Raw genomic sequence first — 17,646 nt, 5'->3', positions numbered from 1 at the left:
AGGAGCGCCGTCGTGCACGATCTTTCCCTCACCCGCCGCCACCTGCTCTCCGCCCTCGGGCTGGGTGCCGGTACCGCCGCACTGGCCGGTTGCGCCGGGCTCGCCACGGCCGACAGCGACTCCGGCGGCGAGACCAGCAACCTGCGCAACGACATGGGCCAAGCCGCACTCGGCGAGATCCCCTCGCAGTACTCCGGACGCACGAACATCCTGTTCTGGGCGCCCTGGACCGGTGGCCTGTTCGAGGCGGTCTCCGAGCTGTTCACCAAGTTCAACGACTCCCAGGAGGACATCTACGCGGCGATCGAGTCCGTGGGCGGTTACGCGGACCTGAACACCGCCTTCACCGCCGCACTGCAGGCCAAGGCGGTGCCGGACATGGTGTGCTTCCCGGAGATGCAGTGGCTGCAGTTCTACTTCGCCGGGGCGCTCACCCCGCTGGACCCGCACTTCGACGACGAGTGGAACACCGACATCTACCTGCCGACCTACGTGGAGGAAGGCAAGGCGGGCGAGGAGACCTACGTGGTGCCGTTCGCCCGGTCGAACCCCTTGTTCTACTACAACAAGACGCTGTTCAACGAGCTCGGTCTGCCGGTGGACACGCAGTACACCTGGTCGCAGCTGCGCGAGTTCGGCCCGGAGATCGCCTCGGCCACCGCGTCCGGTCAGCCGGTGAAGACCTTCGCCTATGCCGGCGGCGGCGGCGCCTGGAACGCCTCAGCATGGCTGTGGGCGTTCGACGGCGAGTGGTCCAACGGCTTCGAGGTGATGCCCGACGAGGAGCCGATCCGGGAGCTGATGACGTTCGCGAAGGAGTGGGTGCACGTGGACGGCCACGCCTACAGCGCACAGTCGGCGCACACCGACTTCCAGACCGGACTGGTGGCTGCGGTGCACGGCTCCACGGCCTCGATGCGCGGGCTGACCGAAGCGGTCGACTTCGAGCTCGGCGCCGCGTTCATGCCCGGTGAGATCAACCAGCCGCCGTCGGTGCCCACCGGCGGGTCCGGGTTCTCCCTGGTGAAGACCGAGTCACAGGAACGGCAGGACGCCACCGCGGCACTGATGAAGTTCCTCGGCTCGGCGGAGATGTCCGGGTGGTGGCACATCAACTCCGGGTATGTGCCGATCGTGGAGGCGGCCCGGGACGAGCCCGAGGTGGTCGCCCTGCACGAGGAGGACCCGAATTTCACTGTGGCCCTCGAGCAGCTGGAGAACGCCCAGACGGTGGCGCCGGTGAACTGGTTCCAGTCCGGGGTCAACGCGCTCACCGAGTCGTTCGGCACGATCACCGGGGACAACGGTGAGGTGCAGGCGTCGATGGACACCCTGCGCGCGGCGTATGAGGACGTGCTCGAGGACAACCGCGAAGACCTCGAGGCCCTGGGGATCTGATGGTCGGGGTCGTCGGCCACCGGGGTGCGATGGCCGTCTGTGCCGAGAACACTCTCGCCTCGTTCGACCGGGCCACCCGGGACGGCGCAGTCGCCATCGAGCTGGACGTGCGTCTGTCCGTGGACGCCCGGCTGGTGGTGATCCACGATGCGGCCGTGGATCGCACCGCCGTGGCCGGGCGCCGGCAGGGTGTGGTCGCCGAGCTCACCTGGGCCGAGCTGCAGCAGGTGGAGCTGGGCGAGGGGCAGCGGATCCCCTCGCTGGAGGCGGCCCTGGGGGTGGTGCGCACCGAGGTGCACGTGGAGATCAAGGACCCCGCCGCCGCCCTGCAGGCCGCTGAGCTGGTGCTGCGCGAGGACCTGCAGGACCGGGTGATGCTGACCAGCTTCGACGTCGGCGCCCTCGCCGAGGTGCGCCGGCGCAGCACCCGGCTCCGGCTCGGCGTGATCTGCACGGAGCCGACGGCGGCAGCGCTGGCCGCGGTGCGGCAGTTGGACGCGGCGGCGTTGGCCGCCGGGTCGGCGCACCTGGACCCGGAGCTCACCGGCCGGCTGCAATCGGCCGGGGTGCAGGTGTGCGGGTGGCCGGTGCGCACCGAAGGCGAGCTGGCGCAGGCGCTGGCTGCCGGTGTGGACCTGGTCACCGCCGACGACCCGGCGTGGTGCCGCGAGCGGCTGGCTGCCCTGGCCGGCGCTGAGGTCTGATCGGGTGGTCCCGGAGCGCCCCGAGGACACCCGCTACTGATTCCGAGACCGACTCCGAGAGAAAGAGGGCCTGATGCCTACCCCCGAGAAGCTGCTGGTCATCTCCATCGACGCGATGCACACCGACGACATCCCCTTCGCCCGCACGCTGCCTGCGTTCTCCCGCATCCTCAGCCACGCGTCAGTGGCCGAGATCGAGGGGATCTACCCCTCGGTGACCTACCCGAACCACACCGCGCAGACCACCGGCTGCCCGCCGGCCACCAGCGGGATCTTCAACAACCTGCAGTTCCAGCCGGGTCGCGGGGATGCGTCGGAATGGTTCTGGGATGCCGGGCTGATCCGGGTGCCGACGATCTTCGCCGCGGCGAATCGGGCCGGGCTGACCACGGCCGCTGTGCAGTGGCCGGTGACCGCGAACGAGCAGCACGTGGACCACCTGGTTCCGGAGATCCCCGGCCCACCGATGTTCGACGGGCTGGAGGACCAGTACCGGCAGACCACGAACGAGCAGTCGCTGCAGCGGTACATCCTGCCGAACCTGCACCTGGTGCACCCGGCGGGACGCAAGGGCCGGTACTTCGACTTCGTGAACCACGTCTCCGCGCAGATCCTGCGCGAGGAGCGGCCGGACATGATGTTCGTGCACCTGGTGGAGGTGGACACCGCCCGGCACGCCCACGGGTCCTACGGGCCGCACGTGGAGCAGGCGCTGCGCGAAGTGGACGCCACACTCGGCAGCTACCTCGCGGCGCTGGAGCAGACCGGAGACCTGGCACGGACCAACATCGTCCTGGTCTCCGACCATGGGCACCTGGACACCGAGCAGCACACCAACCTGAACACGGTCTTCGCCGAGCGCGGGTTCCTCCGCACTGCCGAGGACGGCTCGCTGATCGACTACGACGTGTTCTGCCTGGGTGCAGGCCTGTCCGGGCAGCTGTTCCTCGCCGAGGGCATCACCGCCGAGCGCCGCGCGCAGGTGGAAGAGCTGCTGGCCGAGATCGAGGCGGACCCGGCGTACCGGATCGAGAAGTTCTGGACCGCTGCCGAGGCTCGCCGGGACTACGGACTGGACGGCCCGTTCGAATGGGTGGTGGAGTCCGAGCCCGGCGTGATCGTCGGGATGCTCTGGAACCGCCGCCCGGTGCTGGTGCGTGGGGAGGCTGACTACCCGGCGCCGGTGGGCGCGCACGGGCACGCTCCGCGGTACGGCGGGCAGCCGGTGTTCATCGCTACCGGTCCGGCGTTCCGCCCCGACGTGGACCTGGGCCGGCGGAGCATGCTGGACGAGGCACCCACGTTCGCCGCCGTGCTCGGTCTGGCGCTGCCGGATGCCGAGGGTGCGGTGCTGCACGACGTCCTCGTGCCGCGCGAGGAACCCGCCTCGGAAGCCACCCGGCAGACGGCACAGGTCTGAGCGCCGTCCTGTCGATAGTCGCTCATCCGAGCACGACCGGCCAGGTCACGATCTGATCACGCTACTCTCCTGTGCGTTCTATCCACGATGACGAGGAGAGTAGTCATGGCACAGCGCGCGCGATCGGGAAGGGTGAGCCGGCGGCGGTTCCTTCAGGCGAGCGGCGCGGTGCCGCTCTCTGTGGTGGCCATGGGCGTCGGCCAGTCCGGTGCTGCCGCGGCACCGCTGCGCCGTCCGGGCCGGCGGGACCCGGTGTTCGACCCGGCCAGGCCAGGGCGGGAGCTGCTCTCCAACAAGTACCTGACCTGGGTCCGCACGGCGATGCAGTCGTTCGTGATCGACACGGAGAAGGAGCACCTCTACGTGCTGCAGATCGTGCAGGCGGGTACGCCGCTGCCGGGCGATGAGGAGGGGGACGAGGCCTACGACCGCCGCGTGGTCCGGGGTGACCTCACGCTGACGAAAATGACCCTGGCTGGCGAGCGCCTGGGGCACATGATCCTGAAGTTCTTCGGCCACGGCGTATCGATGGCCCTGGAGCGTGACGGTGACGATCTGTGGTTCTGGACCGAGATCGACTCCGTGCCCAAGGAGTCCGACGGTCAGGGCCGGGGCTCCAAGCTGACCCGGTTCCAGTTCGAGGACGGAGCCCTGCTGGACGCTGAGCACGACGACACCCTGTGGCGCCGTGACCTGATCCCGGACTCCACCCAGAACACCTGCAACATCGACCCGGTGCACCACACGCTGACGATGCGCTACTGGACCGGGGACGAGTTCCGGCTGGCGCTGTACGACCTGGACGTGGTGAAGCAGGAGAAGACCAGCTACCAGCCGCTCTACGACGTCGGTACTCCAGAAGTGATGGCCACCAATGTCTTCCAGGGGTATGCCACCCTCGGTGATCACCTCTACCTGCTGGACGGCACCGCGCACAACGCGGACAACCCACCCCCGCCGGAGGGCCGCGGGAACGCCCACCTCACCCGGGTGAACTGGCGCACCGGCGAGGTGGAGAAGCACAAGCTGGAGACCAGTGGGCTCGGCCATCACCGCCGGGAGCCGGAGGGACTGCACGTCGCCGTCACCGAGCGCGGACGAGGACGCGGGCACGGCGGGCGGGAGCAGGTACGCCTGTACACCGGGTTCGCCACCAGCGGGCACGAGAGCGGGGACGCGGACCGGCTGTGCACGATCTACTACCGCGACCTCGCGGGGGGCTGACTCGGCTCGTGGGTCAGGCGCGGGCTGCCGGCTCGAGACTCTGCTCTTCCTTCCCGCGGACGTGCTGGTGCAGCAGATCGCCGGTTCCGGCGTCGTGGCGCAGCACTGCTCCCCAGAATCGGCGCCACCGGGGCATGACCAGCTCCGTCTCGACCTGCTCCGGGTCCGGTCTGCTGGGACCGGTCTTGGTGAGCTCGAAGTCGGTCAGCTGCAGCGCACCACGGCCACTGGCGCCGATGGACACCAGGGCCAGGCTCTGCTCGGTCGAGGTGATGAACGTGGCCGGGTCGAACTGAAGAAGCTGCATCCAGGTCCGGCCGCGGAGCGGGTAGCTCCGGGTCACGGGCTTCCCGCGCAGGGTCCCGGTCAGGCTGATCTGCCGGGCGCCGGCGACGGCATGAAGGCTCGTCTCCTCCGCCGGGATCTCGCAGGTCCACTCCTGCGTGACCAGGTCGGTGCCGGAGGTGACGGTCTCGGTGCGCAGCACCTCGGAGTCGGCAGCGATGGCGAGGAGCGAGCGAACCCCCTCGGCGGCGAACCTGCTCCGGTCGTAACGCAGCACCACCTCGCCGGGCAGTGTCGCTTCGGTGCGGTCGATGTACTCCAGGACGTCCGGGCCGGTGACCGAGTACTCCGCCAGCTCCGGCGGTCGCGGCCGATCCGGGGCCCGGTGCACGAGCACCCCGCCTGCGAACACCAGGTCGATATCGGCCACGTTCTCGATCCGCTCCAGCGGGTTCGAGCCGAGCAGGACAAGATCGGCCGCCTTACCCTCAGCGATCCCGCCGCGATCGTTCAGGCCGAGCAGCGCAGCGGCGTCGGTGGTGGCCGCACGGAGCGCCTCCGCCTCGGTCATCCCGGCCTCGACCATCAGCCGGAGCTCCTCGTGCATCGAGTTCGCCGGCATCGCTCCAGTCATGGAGTCCGTCCCGGCGACGATCCGCACCCCGGCCCGGTGTGCGCGGGTGAGGTTCCGGCTCGCCTGGTCGAGGTAGAGCTCGCCGTCCGGGCCCGCGAACAGCGCGGCGATCGCCAACGTCGGCACCAGGGGCGTCCCGCTGTTCGACCACATCTGTAGGCCCTCGTTCTCGGCCAGGTCGTGCTCGAGCACCCCGTGTTCGATGCTGTCCACCCCGAGCTCGAGCAGCGTGTCCACATCGTCCTGGTAGTGCGTGTGCGCACTGACCGGCAGCCCCAGCCGGTGGGCTTCGGTGATGATCGCCTGGGCGACCTCGACCGACAGCTGCTGCAGCGCGACCCGGTCCGGACCGTAGACCCCGCCCTGGTAGACGAACTTGATCAGGTCGACCCCACCGGCGTGCAGCTCACGCACCGCCCTGCGTGCCTGCTCGGGGCCGTCCAGCCGGCGGGCGATCCGGGCCTGCAACCACCGGTTGTCCTTGGCCAGGGTGGCCTCGGGGTGCCCACCGGGGGCGGTCAGCGCCGGTCCTGCGATCACCATCCGCGGGCCCACGGTGCGCCCGGCGGTGATCCTGCGCCGCACCCGCCGCACCGGGGTGAGCGGATCGGCCATGCACCGGATAGCGGTGACGCCGTGCCGGACCAGCTCTGCCAGGGCGCGGGGCAGCACGAACCGGGTCTGGATCCAGCTGTGCACGGTGCTGCGCACGGAGAGGAAATCCAGGTGGGTGTGCGCATCGATCAATCCCGGGATGAGGGTCTTGCCGCGGCCATCGATGACCTCCGCCCCCGGCACCTCCTGGCGCTGGTCGCTGATCTGCAGGATCCGCCGGTCCGCGATCACCACATCCGCCTCGGGTAGCTCGCGGCCGTCACCGGTGACCACGTGGGCGCTGCGGAGCAGGAAAAGTCCGGGCATGCGGGTCAGCACCTCGTTGCTCGAGTAGTTAGTAAGTAGTCACTAACAACGCTAGTATGATCAGCATGACAGAAGCAAGGTCGACGGCGGAGGTTCGGCGTGCTCAAGCGGTGGACGCCGGGCTCAGGGCGTTCGGAGAGCACGGCCTGACCACCACAGCGATCACCGAGGTGGCGGCCGAGATCGGTGTCTCCCAGCCGTACATCTTCCGCCTGTTCGGCGGTAAGCGGGACTTCTTCCTCGCTTGTATGGACGAGCTCGAGGCACGGGAGCTCCAGGCCTTCACCGGCGATGAGACCCGGTCCGAGGAGACCTTCGAGGAGCTGGGGGCACGGTTCCGTGGTCTGGTCGGGGACGGGACGCTCGGCAGCTTCTCCATCCAGGCGTTGGCCGCTGCTCGCACCGATCCGGAGATCGCCGCCCGCTACCTGCGCCGGCTGGCCACCACGCTGAGCGCCGTCCGGGAGCGCACCGGGGCGAGTGCCGAGGATCTCACCGGCTTCCTCGCCCGCGGCGCGCTCATCGTCCAGCTGCAGGCGCTGGCCGTCGACATGAGGGCGATGACCGCTACCGAGGCGATCGCGAACCTGCTCAGCGAGGACGGCTGAACCCGCCCCCTCGTGCTGGCGGTACGTTTCAGGGCTCATCCGATTCCAGGGTGTAGTCGCGGTCTGAAGCCGCCGATCTCGAGCAGGGACCTGGCGATGTAGTTGGTGAGGTTGCGGAACCCGAGGGCTGAGCCGCGGAGGTGTTCGAGCCGGCCGTTGATCGCCTCCGTAGGCCCGTTGCTGGTGCCGGGGCGGTCGAAGTAGGCCAGCACGTCGGCGGCCCGCTTCTTCAACGTCCGGCCCAGCGTGATGACCTCGATCAGCGCGGCCGGGACGCCGTCGCTGACCGACTCGATCAGCTTGGTCATGAGCTCGCGGCCCTGGCGTCGGTCCTCGTGGCGGTAGGCCGCGATCATCCGCTGATAGATCCCCCAGGTCGCCTCGACCTGCACGTGCTCATCACCGGCGAACAGTGCCCGTAGTCGGCTGGCCTGCTTGTCAGTGAGCAGCCCAGCACCGGTGTGCAGCGTTCGCCGTGCGGAGTAGAGCGGGTCACCCTTGTGGCCGCGGTGACCGTGGATGGCCTGCTGGACCCGGCGTCGACACCGGTCCAACGCGTCGCCGGCCAACCGGACCACGTGGAAGGGATCCATGACCGCGACAGCGTCGGGGAGCTCCTCGGTGGTGGCGGTCTTGAAGCCGCTGAACCCGTCCATCGCGACGACTTCCACGCCGTCACGCCAGGTGTCGCTCCGGGTGGCGAGCCAGGTCTTGAACACCTGCTTCGAGCGACCCTCGACCATGTCCAGGAGCCGTGCCGGGCCGGTGCCATCACGGATCGGGGTGAGGTCGATGATCACGGTGACGTACTTGTCGCCACGCCTGGTGTGGCGCCACACGTGTTCATCGACGCCAACGACTCGGACACCCTCGAACCGTGCCGGGTCGTCGATCAGGACCCGCTTGCCCTCGGCCACGACGGCGTCGTTAGCGGTGTCCCAGGCAACCCCGAGACCCTCGGCGACCCGGGCGACGGTGAGGTGAGCGATCACGATCCCCTCAAGTGCCCACCGCAGCCCGCGACGCGAGAGCTTCGCCCGAGGTTCGGCCGCCCGGGAGGTGTCTTGGCGCCACACGTGCCCGCAGCCAGCGCATCGGTAGCGGCGGATGGTGAGCAGCAGCGTGGTAGGTCGCCAGCCGAGTGGTTCGTGGGCCAGCTGCCTGGTGACCGTGTCCCGCGGGGTTCCTTCGCAGCCGCATCGGCGGCACCACTGGTCGGTTTCGGCGACCCGGCACGCGACGACCGCACGGTCGGACTCGAGGCGTTGGCCGGTGACGACGAGGCCGAGCTCGTCGAGTCGGCAGAAGGTGGTCAGATCTGGGTGGGCGAACGCGCGTGAGCGGTCGCCGGCGGTAGCGTCGGGCACGTCGAGGTCTTTCAGGATGAGCGTGTAGGAGCCTTCATCCTCGGGAGACCTCGACGTCTATCCCGGGACCGCCACGCCAACGCCTGCTACACCCACAACCGGGATGAGCCCCTATACGGGTTGCGGCTCTCGGTTGAGGGCTGCGTAGTGGTCCTGCTCGTACTCGACTGGGGTCATCATTCCCAGCGTCCCGTGCAGGCGCCTGTTGTTGTACCACTCGACCCAGCCGGCGGTCGCGTACTCGACGTCGGCGATGGTCTTGTAGGGCCCGTCGTGGAAGACGGTGGTGCGGATGCACTCGGCCTTGTACAAGCCGTTGATCGTCTCCATCAGCGCGTTGTCGTAGGCATCCCCGACCGATCCGATCGAGGGCCGGATGCCCTCGAGCTCGAGGTGCTCGGTGAGCCGGATGGACGTGTACTGGGACCCGGCATCGGAGTGGTGGATCAGCTCCCCGACGACCGTCGGACGTCCTTCGCGGTCGCGGTGCCACAACGCCATGCGCAGCGGCACCATGACCAGGTCGGTCTGCTTGGTCGTGGCGACATGCCAGGCCACGATCCGCTGGGCGAAGACGTCGACGATGAAGGCGACGTAGACGAACCCGGCCCACGTACGGACGTAGGTGAAGTCGGTGACCCAGGTCCGGTTGGGCGCTGCGGCGGTGAAGTCCCGGTCCAGCAGGTCACCGGCCCGCTTGCCGTCCTTGGCCGGGATCGTGGTCCGCACGCCCTTGTCGCGGCGCACCCCCGCTAGGCCCAACGTGTGCATGGCCCGGTCCACCGCGCCCGCCGAAGCCTCGGGCAGCACGGTGCGGCGCACCAGGGCGGTCATCTTCCGCCGCCCGTAGAGGCCTTCGGCCGCGAGCCGGCGCCGGCCGTGGACGTCGATGGTCCACGCCAGCTCCCGGACCGCGTCGATCACCTGGGCGTCGGTGACAGTGCGAGCAGCGACCGTCCGGCCGGCCTGCTTCCAGGACCGGTAGGTGCGCGCGGCGATCTGAAGGCCCTGCTCGCGCAGGACCCGGCAGATCGACTCGACCGCGTGCCCCTGGGAGCGCTGATCGTCGATGAACGCCGCGATCAGCGGTTGCGGGGGTCGAGCTCCCCGATGCTCCTATGTCAAGCCGCGAGTTGAACAGGCGACGCGGCGGGCTGCTGGGCTGCACGTAGGTCGGCGCGAAGAGCCGCAAAGACGACATCGGAAAGGCGCCGGCGCAACAGCCTCAGGGCGGCTACGCGGTCCTTGCCGCGGGCCAACTGCTTGTCGAGGTAGGGCCGGCCCGGCCCGACGCCGCGGGCCTGGGTCACGGCGATCATGTGCAGGGCGCAGTTGACGGACCGATTGCCGCCTCGGTTGAGCCGAACCTTGCCCGCGCTGGATCCCGACCAGACCGGCACCGGCGCTGTGCCTGTGAAGCGGGCGTAGGCGTCCTTGTCGCGGAAGCGGTGCACTCCGGCTGTCTCGCCGACGATCACGGCTGCGGACAGCACGCCGCAGCCGGGGATCTCAAGTAGCGAGGGAGCGAGCCGACGAACCAGGTCCCGCAACTCTCGCTCGAGGTCGTTGATCTGTGTAGTCAGCTCCTGGCAGCGCAGCAGGTGTCGCCGGGCAAGCCTGGCCACGACGCCGTCGAAGCGTTCCAGTTCCGCCAGCAGCTCACGTACGACCTTCTGGCGTCGCAGGCCGCGGCTGGGGATCATCAGGTCCGGGTCCAGCTCGTGGAGGTGCCAGCGAACCTGTTGAGCGATGCGGGACCGCTGAACCACCAGGTCATGACGGTGATCAGACAGAAGCTTGACCTCACGCGCAGGTCCGTCCAGCTCAGCGACGGGAAGGTCGGGGTGACGTAGCGCAGCCAGGGCTACGGCCTCGGCGTCGATCGGGTCGGACTTACCAGGTTCGCGGCTGCTGCGGCGAGCACCGGCCATGAGCCGAGTCGGCACCCGCAGCACGCGTTGACCCGCAGCCAAGAGGTCGGATTCCAGCCGGCGGGTGAGGTGGCGGCAGTCCTCCAAGGCGAACCTGACGCCGTGCTCGTCGTGGTCGGCGAACTGTGTGGCCCACTCGACCAGCGCGAGGTGGCCCTCGGCGTTGGTCCGGACCGTCTTGGTGCCGAGTCTTCTGCCGACTTCGTCGAGCGCCACGACCGTGTGGGTGCGCTTGTGCGAGTCGGTGCCGATCATGACCATCCAGGGACCTCCTACGTCGACGGGCTATTCGGGCGCCCTGTCGGCAGCGAGGCGGGCACGCCTCAATTCAGCGCGAAACTCGCAGGCAGGCTCCTATCAAGCCACGCACCCGCTGCCGACAGGGCGCCCGACCGAGGCCGCACATCGGAGAGAAGCCACCGAGTGCCGTTCGTAACCCGGGGCAGCGAAGAAACGAGCGAACCCCGATCGGGCACGATCACTTTGACATTGACACGAAGAAAGTCGTTGCCGCGCGGAGGATCTCCACGTCCTCGCGCAGCCGCTTGTTCTCGGCCTTGAGCCGCTTGATCTCAGCGTGCTCCTCGCTCGTCACGCCCGGCTTGGCGCCCGCGTCGATCTCGGCTTGGGCCACCCAGCGACGCACGCTCTCTCGGCCCAATCCGAGCCGCTCGGCCACGGCCTTCGACGCGGCCGTCACCGACGGGTAGTCCTGCTGGTGCTCACGCACCATCCGCACCGCGCGCTCACGCAGCTCGGGATCGATCTTCTTCGGCATGGTGCTCATCCTCCTGGACTCAGAAGGGAGCGGCATCAAACCTGGGGCGCTTCACAACCGTGGTACACGAGAGCACGCATGGTGCGGCTCCTTCGGGGGGTGGGCTGCCGGCCGGGGGCCGGGTTCGGTGCGGGTCGGTCTCAGAAGGCGCTGGCGGCGACTTCGGCGACGGCCTGGTCTTGGTCACCGGTTCCTCCGCTGACGCCGACGGCGCCGACGACCTGGCCGTCGCGCTCGAGCGGGATGCCACCGGCGAAGATCATCACCCGACCGTCGTTGGAGGCGTGGATGCCGTAGAACTGCTCACCGGGTTGGGCGAGGTCGCCGAGGTCTTTGGTGGCTGTGTCGAACGCGCGGGCCGTGAAGGCTTTGTTGATCGAGATGTCGATGCTGCCCAGCCACGCTCCGTCCATCCGTACGTGAGCGACGAGATTGCCGCCGGCATCGACGACGGCGATGTTACTGGGCTGACCCTGCGTGCTGGATTCAGCTTCTGCTGCCGCGATGACACGTTTGGCGTCGTCCAACGACAATGTAGGAATAGATAGCATCAATTGCTCCTTCGAATGTGGCGTGCGCTTTGTGGCTCGAGCCGCTCCAGAGCCGCCCGTTGGTTTGCCTGTTGAGTTTGTGACCGACAGCGCTCGTGTTGTGCTTCGCGTTGCGAACGTGCGTGGGCGGACTACGGGAGCTTGGACGCGAGGACGTCGGCCGGCAGGATCTCGGGTGCTGCGCCGAGGAGGTGCTGGTTGGCCGTCAGGGCTGCGACGATGGCGCCGTTGGCGTGGGCGTCGCGAGCGGCCTCGTCGGGGAATGCATCGAAGATCCAGAAGGTGTCGGCGTGGGTCCTGACCGCGAACCAGACAATCGTTCCTACTTCTTCGTTGGCGAGGGCGACAGCGCCGGCGAGCAGATCGGCGAGCGCGTCGTGCTGTCCATCGGCCGCGACGATCTTGGCGACGAAGGCATACGGAAGTGATGCGGGTGTGGACATGAGGGGTTCTCCTAGGTGTCGAGGTTTCTTGGTGAAGCGAGTTCAGCGTATGACGAGCAAGGGCATGTGAGAAGTGGCGTATACGACAGTATTGCTATTGTTCACGCCATGCGTATCGGACTGATCGCGATCGACGGCTGCTTCGGTTCGGCTGTCGCGTCGATCATCGACATCGTGCGGGTGGCCGACGGAGCCCGCAGCGATGTCGACCCGCGGATCGACCCGATCGAACTCGCCATCCTCGGACCGAAACGGCGAGTGACCACGACAACATCGATGACCCTGTCGGTGGACCACCCGCTGTCGGAGTCCGCAGAGTTCGACGTGGTCGTCGTCCCTGCGCTTGGAACCCTCACGGCCGCCGCTACCCACGACGCCCTCCAGAGCCGAGATGCTCGTTCGGTCATCGCCTCGCTCGGGCGCCTCGACGAGGCGACCACCCGGATCGCCGCGGCGTGCACCGGCGTGTTCGCCGTCGCCGAGACCGGACGGATGCATCATCGGCGGGCGACGACCAGCTGGTTCCTGGGGCCGGAGTTCCTGAAGCGCTATCCGACCGTCGCCCTCGATCTCGACACCATGGTCGTGGTCGACGGGAACCTCGTCACCGCCGGCGCCGCGTTCGCCCACATCGACCTCGCGCTCTCACTCGTGCGATCGATCAGCCCCGACCTGGCCCAACGTGTCGCCAAGCTCCTCATCATCGACGAGCGCCCGTCGCAGGCGGCCTTCGTCGCCTACGAACATCTCCGGCACGAGGACCCGATCGTCGTCGAGTTCGAACGCTTCGTGCGCGCCCGCCTGGACGAACCGTTCAACGTCGCCTTCGTCGCGCAGTCGCTCGGCACCAGCCGGCGCACCCTCGAACGACGAGTCCGTGCGGCGCTCAACCTCACTCCGCTCGGGTTCGTCCAACGGCTTCGCACCGAACGAGCTCGACACCTCTCAGCAACCACGGACCTCACCTCCGCCGAGATCGCGCTACGGGTCGGCTACGCAAACGCCGAGACTCTGCGCTCCCTCCTGCGCAGGGAGCGACGCCGTTCCTGACCTATCGCCATGCCTGTAGCCGGTGTCCTAGTGCTCGACTGGAACCACCTCTCAGCACGTCGCGTCGACGCTCCTGCGTCGCCCCTGGACTACCCACTCGACACGCCCGCAGCACAGCCCATGTGACGTGCCCCGGCTTCCCGGACGGTCGGGGTCGGGTGGCTGTGATGTGTCGCTGCGTTCTCGTCGAGAGGATCAGCAGACCCGATCAGGGTCGATTGGGATGAGACGCGAAGGCGCTCAGGTCAAGGCGGCCGAAGCCGGCCGGCGGGGTAGCGTCGGTCACGTCGAGGTCTTTCGGATGGATGGCGTAGGAACCTCCATCGTCGGGAGACCTCGACGTCTACCTGCGGACCGACGCGCCCGGCCGACCTACACCCTCATCTGGGAAGAGCCCGTTTGGTCGCTCCTTCCGGCCGTCCGCACCACGGGCGGGTCCGGCGTGCGTACGAGCGAGCGGCAACGAGCAGACCGCCACCCAGTCCGCCGAAGGCGAGGCCGCCGAAAAGGGTCATCCAGGTCACCCCGGCAGTCGAGGTGAACGGTGCGGAGACCTCCGGCGCCGGCAGCAGACCGGCGCCGATCAGCAGGACGTAGACCACCAGGACGGCGCCGTAGGTCGCCAGGGGGAACCCGCACAACCAGGCCGGCAGCAGTACCGTCAGTCGCGGTACCCGACGCCCACCACCGAAGGGGACCCACCTCGGAAACACCTGACCCCAGGTGTACAGCAGGGCCAGCAGCAGAACCACGGCAACCCCGGCCGCCAGCACCGTCACATCGATACCGAGGGCACCGAGCGCTGCCACGACCGGAGTCTCCGCCGAGTTGGCGGCCCGCCAGGCCTCGGCAGGTGCGCCCAAGATGGTTCCGCCGAGCCACCAGACGGTCTTCGTCAGTGCCCAGGGCAGCAGGCCCGCGGCCAGGATGCCAGCGAGGGTTGTGGTCCTGCGCGAGGCGGGCGTCGCGCTCGGGTGCCGCACCGTGTTCGCCTCACCTGCGTGCTGCCGGCCGCAACGCGCGCAGGCTCCCCGCGCATCACGTTCGGAGACCAGCACAGTGGGTCCGAGCAGGCACAGACCTATCGTGCTGAGCAGCACCTGGACGGCGGCCGGGACACTGTCCACCCCGGCCCCGGCGGCCACCGTGACCAGCTGGGCCGGAAGACTGATCATCCCGGAGGCGAGCGCGGGGATGGCGACCAGCAGCGCCGGCCGGACGAACCAGCGCCGGCCCACGCTGCGCCGTCGGGCGACCGCCAGGCAGGCAGCTCCGGCGAGCACGGCGAGCAGGCCGCGGACGAGCAGCAGCCAGGACGGTTCGGACACCTGTGGCGACCACGGCACGTCCGTCCCGCTGATCACCCAGACCAGCTGGACCGCCGCGTAGCACGCCGCCCAGAGCACCCCCGCCCGCGGGATCCGGTGCGGCCAGCCCTTTCGTGACAATGGCGAGGCGGCAGGAGTATCCACCGGCGACAGGTCGACCACCGCCGTCAGCCCTTCACCATCGGGCTACCGCCGGTACGCCGCCACCGGTAGGCCCAGGTCACTGCCGCCAGCAACACCGGCCAGGCGATCATCGGGGCGTAGGTCCAGAGCACGATGCCGGCCTCCTCCCGCTGGGACAGCGGCCGCAGATCCGTCATCAGGTCTCGATCGCTCATCCACGTCAGGGGTGAGTCCGGATCAATCGCCGCAAAGGTGTTCCAGCGATAGATTGCGACGGCGATGATCCCAGCGAGCAGCAACGCACCGATGCCCGCTGGGAGCACGGCCGCCCGGGCCGGCACACGCCGGCCACCGAGGCGGGGCACCCACGAGGGCACCCGCTCTCCCCAGGAATGGACCAGGCCGAGGGTGAGCAGCCCCAGGCCGACGGAGAGCGCGCTGAGCATCAGCACGTACCAGAGCGGAGTGCCGTCCACGGACAGGCTGCCGTCGAGCGCCCCGACCGTGCGCCAGAGCGCTGAGGGCAGGATGCAAAGCGGCACGGCGTAGGCCGCCAGCACGGCCCAACGCGGAGTGCCGGGCACAGTGTCGGGCCAACGGATCGACCGCCGTCGGCGTCGCCGGGATTCTGCTCGTGGTGAGGGCATGCCCTCACCCTCCCGCCGGAGCCGGCCGACGGCATCGTCCCTGTGGGCCGACCGGGTCCTCCCTGAGGAGGACCTTCACGGCCGGTCCGGGAACGCCGGCCAGGCCACCTCGGGCGAAGCGCCACGAGCCCCGCCCCGAGTCCGCCGGAACAGCGGTGGCATAGGCTCCCACCAGGACACGAGGTGAAGGGATCTGCGATGCATCGGCTCGCCGCTGTGGTCGGTCGGCGGGACGCCTTCGCGGCCCTCGGCACCGCGCTGGTGACCCTGGTGCTGCTGTTCGTCCTGCCGGTGCTGGTCGCCCTGGCCGGAGACACGGCGAGCCCGCATCCGGCGGAGCCCGGCTGGTGGTGGCTGGTCGCCCTGTTCGTACTCCAGTCGGTCACCGTCGCTGCGGCACGCTCGTTCCCGGTGGTGGCGGTACTGGCGGTGGCCGGTCTTCCGCTGTTGGCGGTCTGGCTGGCCCGGGGGGACGGGTTCGGGCTCACCTCGTTACCGGTGATGGTGACCGTCTACCTCGCCGCCGTCTCCCACCCGCTCCCCCGGCTGCGCGCGGGACTTACCGCAGCAGTGCTGCTGTTCGGTGCCGGCTACGCCGCGAACCAGCTGCTCGACCCGGCCGGCATCGGCCCGGGCCCGGCAGTGGCCGCAGCGCTGCTGCAGGCGGTGCTGGTGGTCGGCGGGCCCCTGGTGATCGCTCTCCTGGTGGCCGCCCGGCGCGCCGCCCGTGAAGCACACCGCGAAGAGCTACGCGCCCTCGCCGGTGAACGCGATGCGATCATCCAGGCCGCGATCGCCACCCAGCGCACCACGATGGCCCGCGAGCTGCATGACATTGCCGCGCACCACCTCTCCGGCCTCTCCCTGATGGCCGCAGCGGTCGACCTGCAGATCGACACCGATCCATCGGCCGCACGAGCCGGGGTGCAGCAGATCCGCGCGCAGAGCAGTCTGGTGCTGGACGATCTGCGCCGGCTGGTCGGCCTGCTGCGGGAGGAGGACGACGACGAGGGGCCTGCCACTCTCGCGGCGGTGCCGGAGCTGGTGCAGCAGTTCAGTACCTCCGAGCACCCGATCGAGCTGACCGTCCGCGCCCCGGACGCCGGCATGCTCGGTGCGGACCTGGGCCCAGCCGCGCACCTGACCGGCTACCGGATGGTGCAGGAGTCGTTGGCGAACACCCAGCTGCACGCCGCCGGCGCCGCTCGATCGGTCGAGCTGGACGACCGCGGTGAGAACACTGTGGTGATCACCGTGCGCAACGGGCCGGCGGAGGCCGCCAGCCCGCCGGGCCGCGATGGTTTCGGGCTGCGCGGGATGCATGAACGTGCCGAGCTGATCGGCGCAGAGCTCAGCTACGGCCCGGTGGTCGACGGCGGCTGGCAGGTCGAGCTGACCATCCCGCGCACCAGCGCCCAGGAGGCGACATGATCCGGGTACTCATCGCCGATGACCACGCCCTCGCCCGCGCCGGACTCCAGGCCCTGCTCGCATCCGAACCGGACATCGAGGTGGTGGCCACGGCTGCGGACGGTATCGAGGCGGTCGAGCTGGCCACGTCACTGCGTCCCGACGTCGCCTGCCTGGACGTGCGGATGCCAGGCCGGGACGGGATCAGCGCGGCCCGGGAGCTGTGCGGGCCTGAGGTCACCGACCCGATCCCCGTTCTCGTGCTGACCACGTTCGACCTGGACGACTACGTGTTCGGGGCCCTGGAGGCCGGCGTCTCGGGATTCCTGCTCAAGGACTCCGCCCCGGAGACCATCGTGGCAGCGGTGCGGCAGGTGGCCGCCGGCCTGGGCACGATCGACCAGTCGCTGACCCGCCGGGTGCTGCGCGAGTTCGCTCAGCGCCGGTCCCTGCAGCCGGTCACGGCGCAGCGTGGCGCCGAGCTGCTCACCCACCGCGAGCGGGACATCCTGCTGCTCCTGGCCGAGGGGATGTCGAACGAGGAGATCGCCCGTTCGCTGGTGGTGGAGGTGGCCACGGTGAAGTCCCACCTGGCCCGGATGCTGCCCAAGATCGGGGTGCGCTCCCGGCTCCAGGCGGTGGTGTGGGCGTATCAGAACCACATCGTCACCGCGGCGCCGACCGGTGCGTCCGAGCCGCCGGGATGAGGTGTTGCATCAAAGGATGCAATCTGATGAGTGCCATCGGGGGCCGCTAGAACCCTCGGGCGCCACTCCCTAGCGTCGAAGAGAGACGGAGATCCCGTCCGCGACGGAGGGAACATC

At 69.3% G+C, this 17,646-nt stretch carries 15 protein-coding genes and 2 pseudogenes; 8 read left to right on the top strand and 9 right to left on the bottom strand.

Annotated features, from left to right (window positions below):
- The first annotated feature begins 12 nt into the window (after positions 1 to 12).
- From FU260_RS03330 to FU260_RS03315, 4 genes are all read left to right on the top strand, one after another.
- Entirely contained in the window at positions 13 to 1,398 is a 1,386-nt protein-coding gene (locus tag FU260_RS03330) for an extracellular solute-binding protein (protein ID WP_147915771.1), read from the top strand.
- A 29-nt stretch (positions 1,399 to 1,427) separates the two neighbouring features.
- Entirely contained in the window at positions 1,428 to 2,102 is a 675-nt protein-coding gene (locus tag FU260_RS03325) for a glycerophosphodiester phosphodiesterase (protein ID WP_187368399.1), read from the top strand.
- A 73-nt stretch (positions 2,103 to 2,175) separates the two neighbouring features.
- Positions 2,176 to 3,522 (top strand): alkaline phosphatase family protein, encoded by a 1,347-nt coding sequence (locus tag FU260_RS03320; RefSeq protein WP_147915769.1) that lies wholly within the window; start codon positions 2,176 to 2,178, stop codon positions 3,520 to 3,522.
- A gap of 105 nt (positions 3,523 to 3,627) precedes the next feature.
- On the top strand, positions 3,628 to 4,746 hold the full coding sequence (locus tag FU260_RS03315; RefSeq protein WP_147915768.1) for a phage baseplate protein: 1,119 nt from the start codon (positions 3,628 to 3,630) through the stop codon (positions 4,744 to 4,746).
- A gap of 13 nt (positions 4,747 to 4,759) precedes the next feature.
- Here the strand turns inward: FU260_RS03315 and FU260_RS03310 are convergent, their stop codons facing one another.
- The gene (locus FU260_RS03310; protein ID WP_147915767.1) at positions 4,760 to 6,586 is read right to left on the bottom strand and encodes an amidohydrolase family protein; all 1,827 of its coding nucleotides are present in this window, start codon (positions 6,584 to 6,586) and stop codon (positions 4,760 to 4,762) included.
- Positions 6,587 to 6,651: 65 nt separating this feature from the next.
- On the opposite strand from FU260_RS03310, the gene FU260_RS03305 reads away from it, so the two are divergent.
- Positions 6,652 to 7,194 (top strand): TetR/AcrR family transcriptional regulator, encoded by a 543-nt coding sequence (locus tag FU260_RS03305; protein WP_168211629.1) that lies wholly within the window; start codon positions 6,652 to 6,654, stop codon positions 7,192 to 7,194.
- A gap of 35 nt (positions 7,195 to 7,229) precedes the next feature.
- Here the strand turns inward: FU260_RS03305 and FU260_RS03300 are convergent, their stop codons facing one another.
- The 6 genes and pseudogenes from FU260_RS03300 to FU260_RS03275 all read right to left on the bottom strand — a co-directional run bounded on the left by FU260_RS03300 (position 7,230) and on the right by FU260_RS03275 (position 12,264).
- Positions 7,230 to 8,561: an ISL3 family transposase gene (locus tag FU260_RS03300; RefSeq protein WP_147915765.1), complete on the bottom strand. Its 1,332-nt coding sequence runs from the start codon at positions 8,559 to 8,561 to the stop codon at positions 7,230 to 7,232.
- A gap of 111 nt (positions 8,562 to 8,672) precedes the next feature.
- Positions 8,673 to 9,668: pseudogene (locus FU260_RS03295) on the bottom strand (IS3 family transposase); the annotation flags it as partial.
- Between the two features lie 14 nt (positions 9,669 to 9,682).
- Positions 9,683 to 10,753: an IS110 family RNA-guided transposase gene (locus FU260_RS03290; protein WP_147915764.1), complete on the bottom strand. Its 1,071-nt coding sequence runs from the start codon at positions 10,751 to 10,753 to the stop codon at positions 9,683 to 9,685.
- A 238-nt stretch (positions 10,754 to 10,991) separates the two neighbouring features.
- A pseudogene (locus tag FU260_RS03285) lies at positions 10,992 to 11,270 on the bottom strand (transposase); the annotation flags it as partial.
- A 140-nt stretch (positions 11,271 to 11,410) separates the two neighbouring features.
- Positions 11,411 to 11,797 carry a GlcG/HbpS family heme-binding protein gene (locus FU260_RS03280; protein ID WP_235912374.1) on the bottom strand — a complete coding sequence of 129 codons (387 nt, stop codon included), beginning with the start codon at positions 11,795 to 11,797 and terminating at the stop codon, positions 11,411 to 11,413.
- 155 nt (positions 11,798 to 11,952) lie between these two features.
- Positions 11,953 to 12,264, bottom strand: a complete 312-nt coding sequence (locus FU260_RS03275) for a putative quinol monooxygenase (protein WP_068102119.1) — start codon at positions 12,262 to 12,264, stop codon at positions 11,953 to 11,955.
- A 108-nt stretch (positions 12,265 to 12,372) separates the two neighbouring features.
- Between FU260_RS03275 and FU260_RS03270 the strand changes: the two genes are divergently transcribed.
- A complete protein-coding gene (locus tag FU260_RS03270) occupies positions 12,373 to 13,314 on the top strand; it encodes a GlxA family transcriptional regulator (protein ID WP_147915761.1) in 942 nt (313 codons plus the stop codon).
- Positions 13,315 to 13,694: 380 nt separating this feature from the next.
- On the opposite strand, the gene FU260_RS03265 is transcribed toward FU260_RS03270, so the two are convergent.
- Positions 13,695 to 14,804, bottom strand: a complete 1,110-nt coding sequence (locus FU260_RS03265; RefSeq protein ID WP_210418194.1) for a hypothetical protein — start codon at positions 14,802 to 14,804, stop codon at positions 13,695 to 13,697.
- Positions 14,805 to 14,809: 5 nt separating this feature from the next.
- Positions 14,810 to 15,412, bottom strand: a complete 603-nt coding sequence (locus tag FU260_RS03260; RefSeq protein WP_210418193.1) for a hypothetical protein — start codon at positions 15,410 to 15,412, stop codon at positions 14,810 to 14,812.
- A 183-nt stretch (positions 15,413 to 15,595) separates the two neighbouring features.
- On the opposite strand from FU260_RS03260, the gene FU260_RS03255 reads away from it, so the two are divergent.
- Entirely contained in the window at positions 15,596 to 16,843 is a 1,248-nt protein-coding gene (locus FU260_RS03255; RefSeq protein ID WP_147915760.1) for a sensor histidine kinase, read from the top strand.
- Positions 16,840 to 17,529 (top strand): response regulator, encoded by a 690-nt coding sequence (locus tag FU260_RS03250; protein WP_147915759.1) that lies wholly within the window; start codon positions 16,840 to 16,842, stop codon positions 17,527 to 17,529. The genes FU260_RS03255 and FU260_RS03250 overlap by 4 nt, the downstream gene beginning before the upstream one ends.
- Positions 17,530 to 17,646: the final 117 nt, after the last annotated feature.

The organism is Ruania zhangjianzhongii, from assembly GCF_008000995.1.
GTDB classification, from domain to species: domain Bacteria; phylum Actinomycetota; class Actinomycetes; order Actinomycetales; family Beutenbergiaceae; genus Ruania; species Ruania zhangjianzhongii.
Note: the sequence above shows the minus strand (reverse complement) of the source record. Positions and strands in the feature narration are given on the sequence as shown.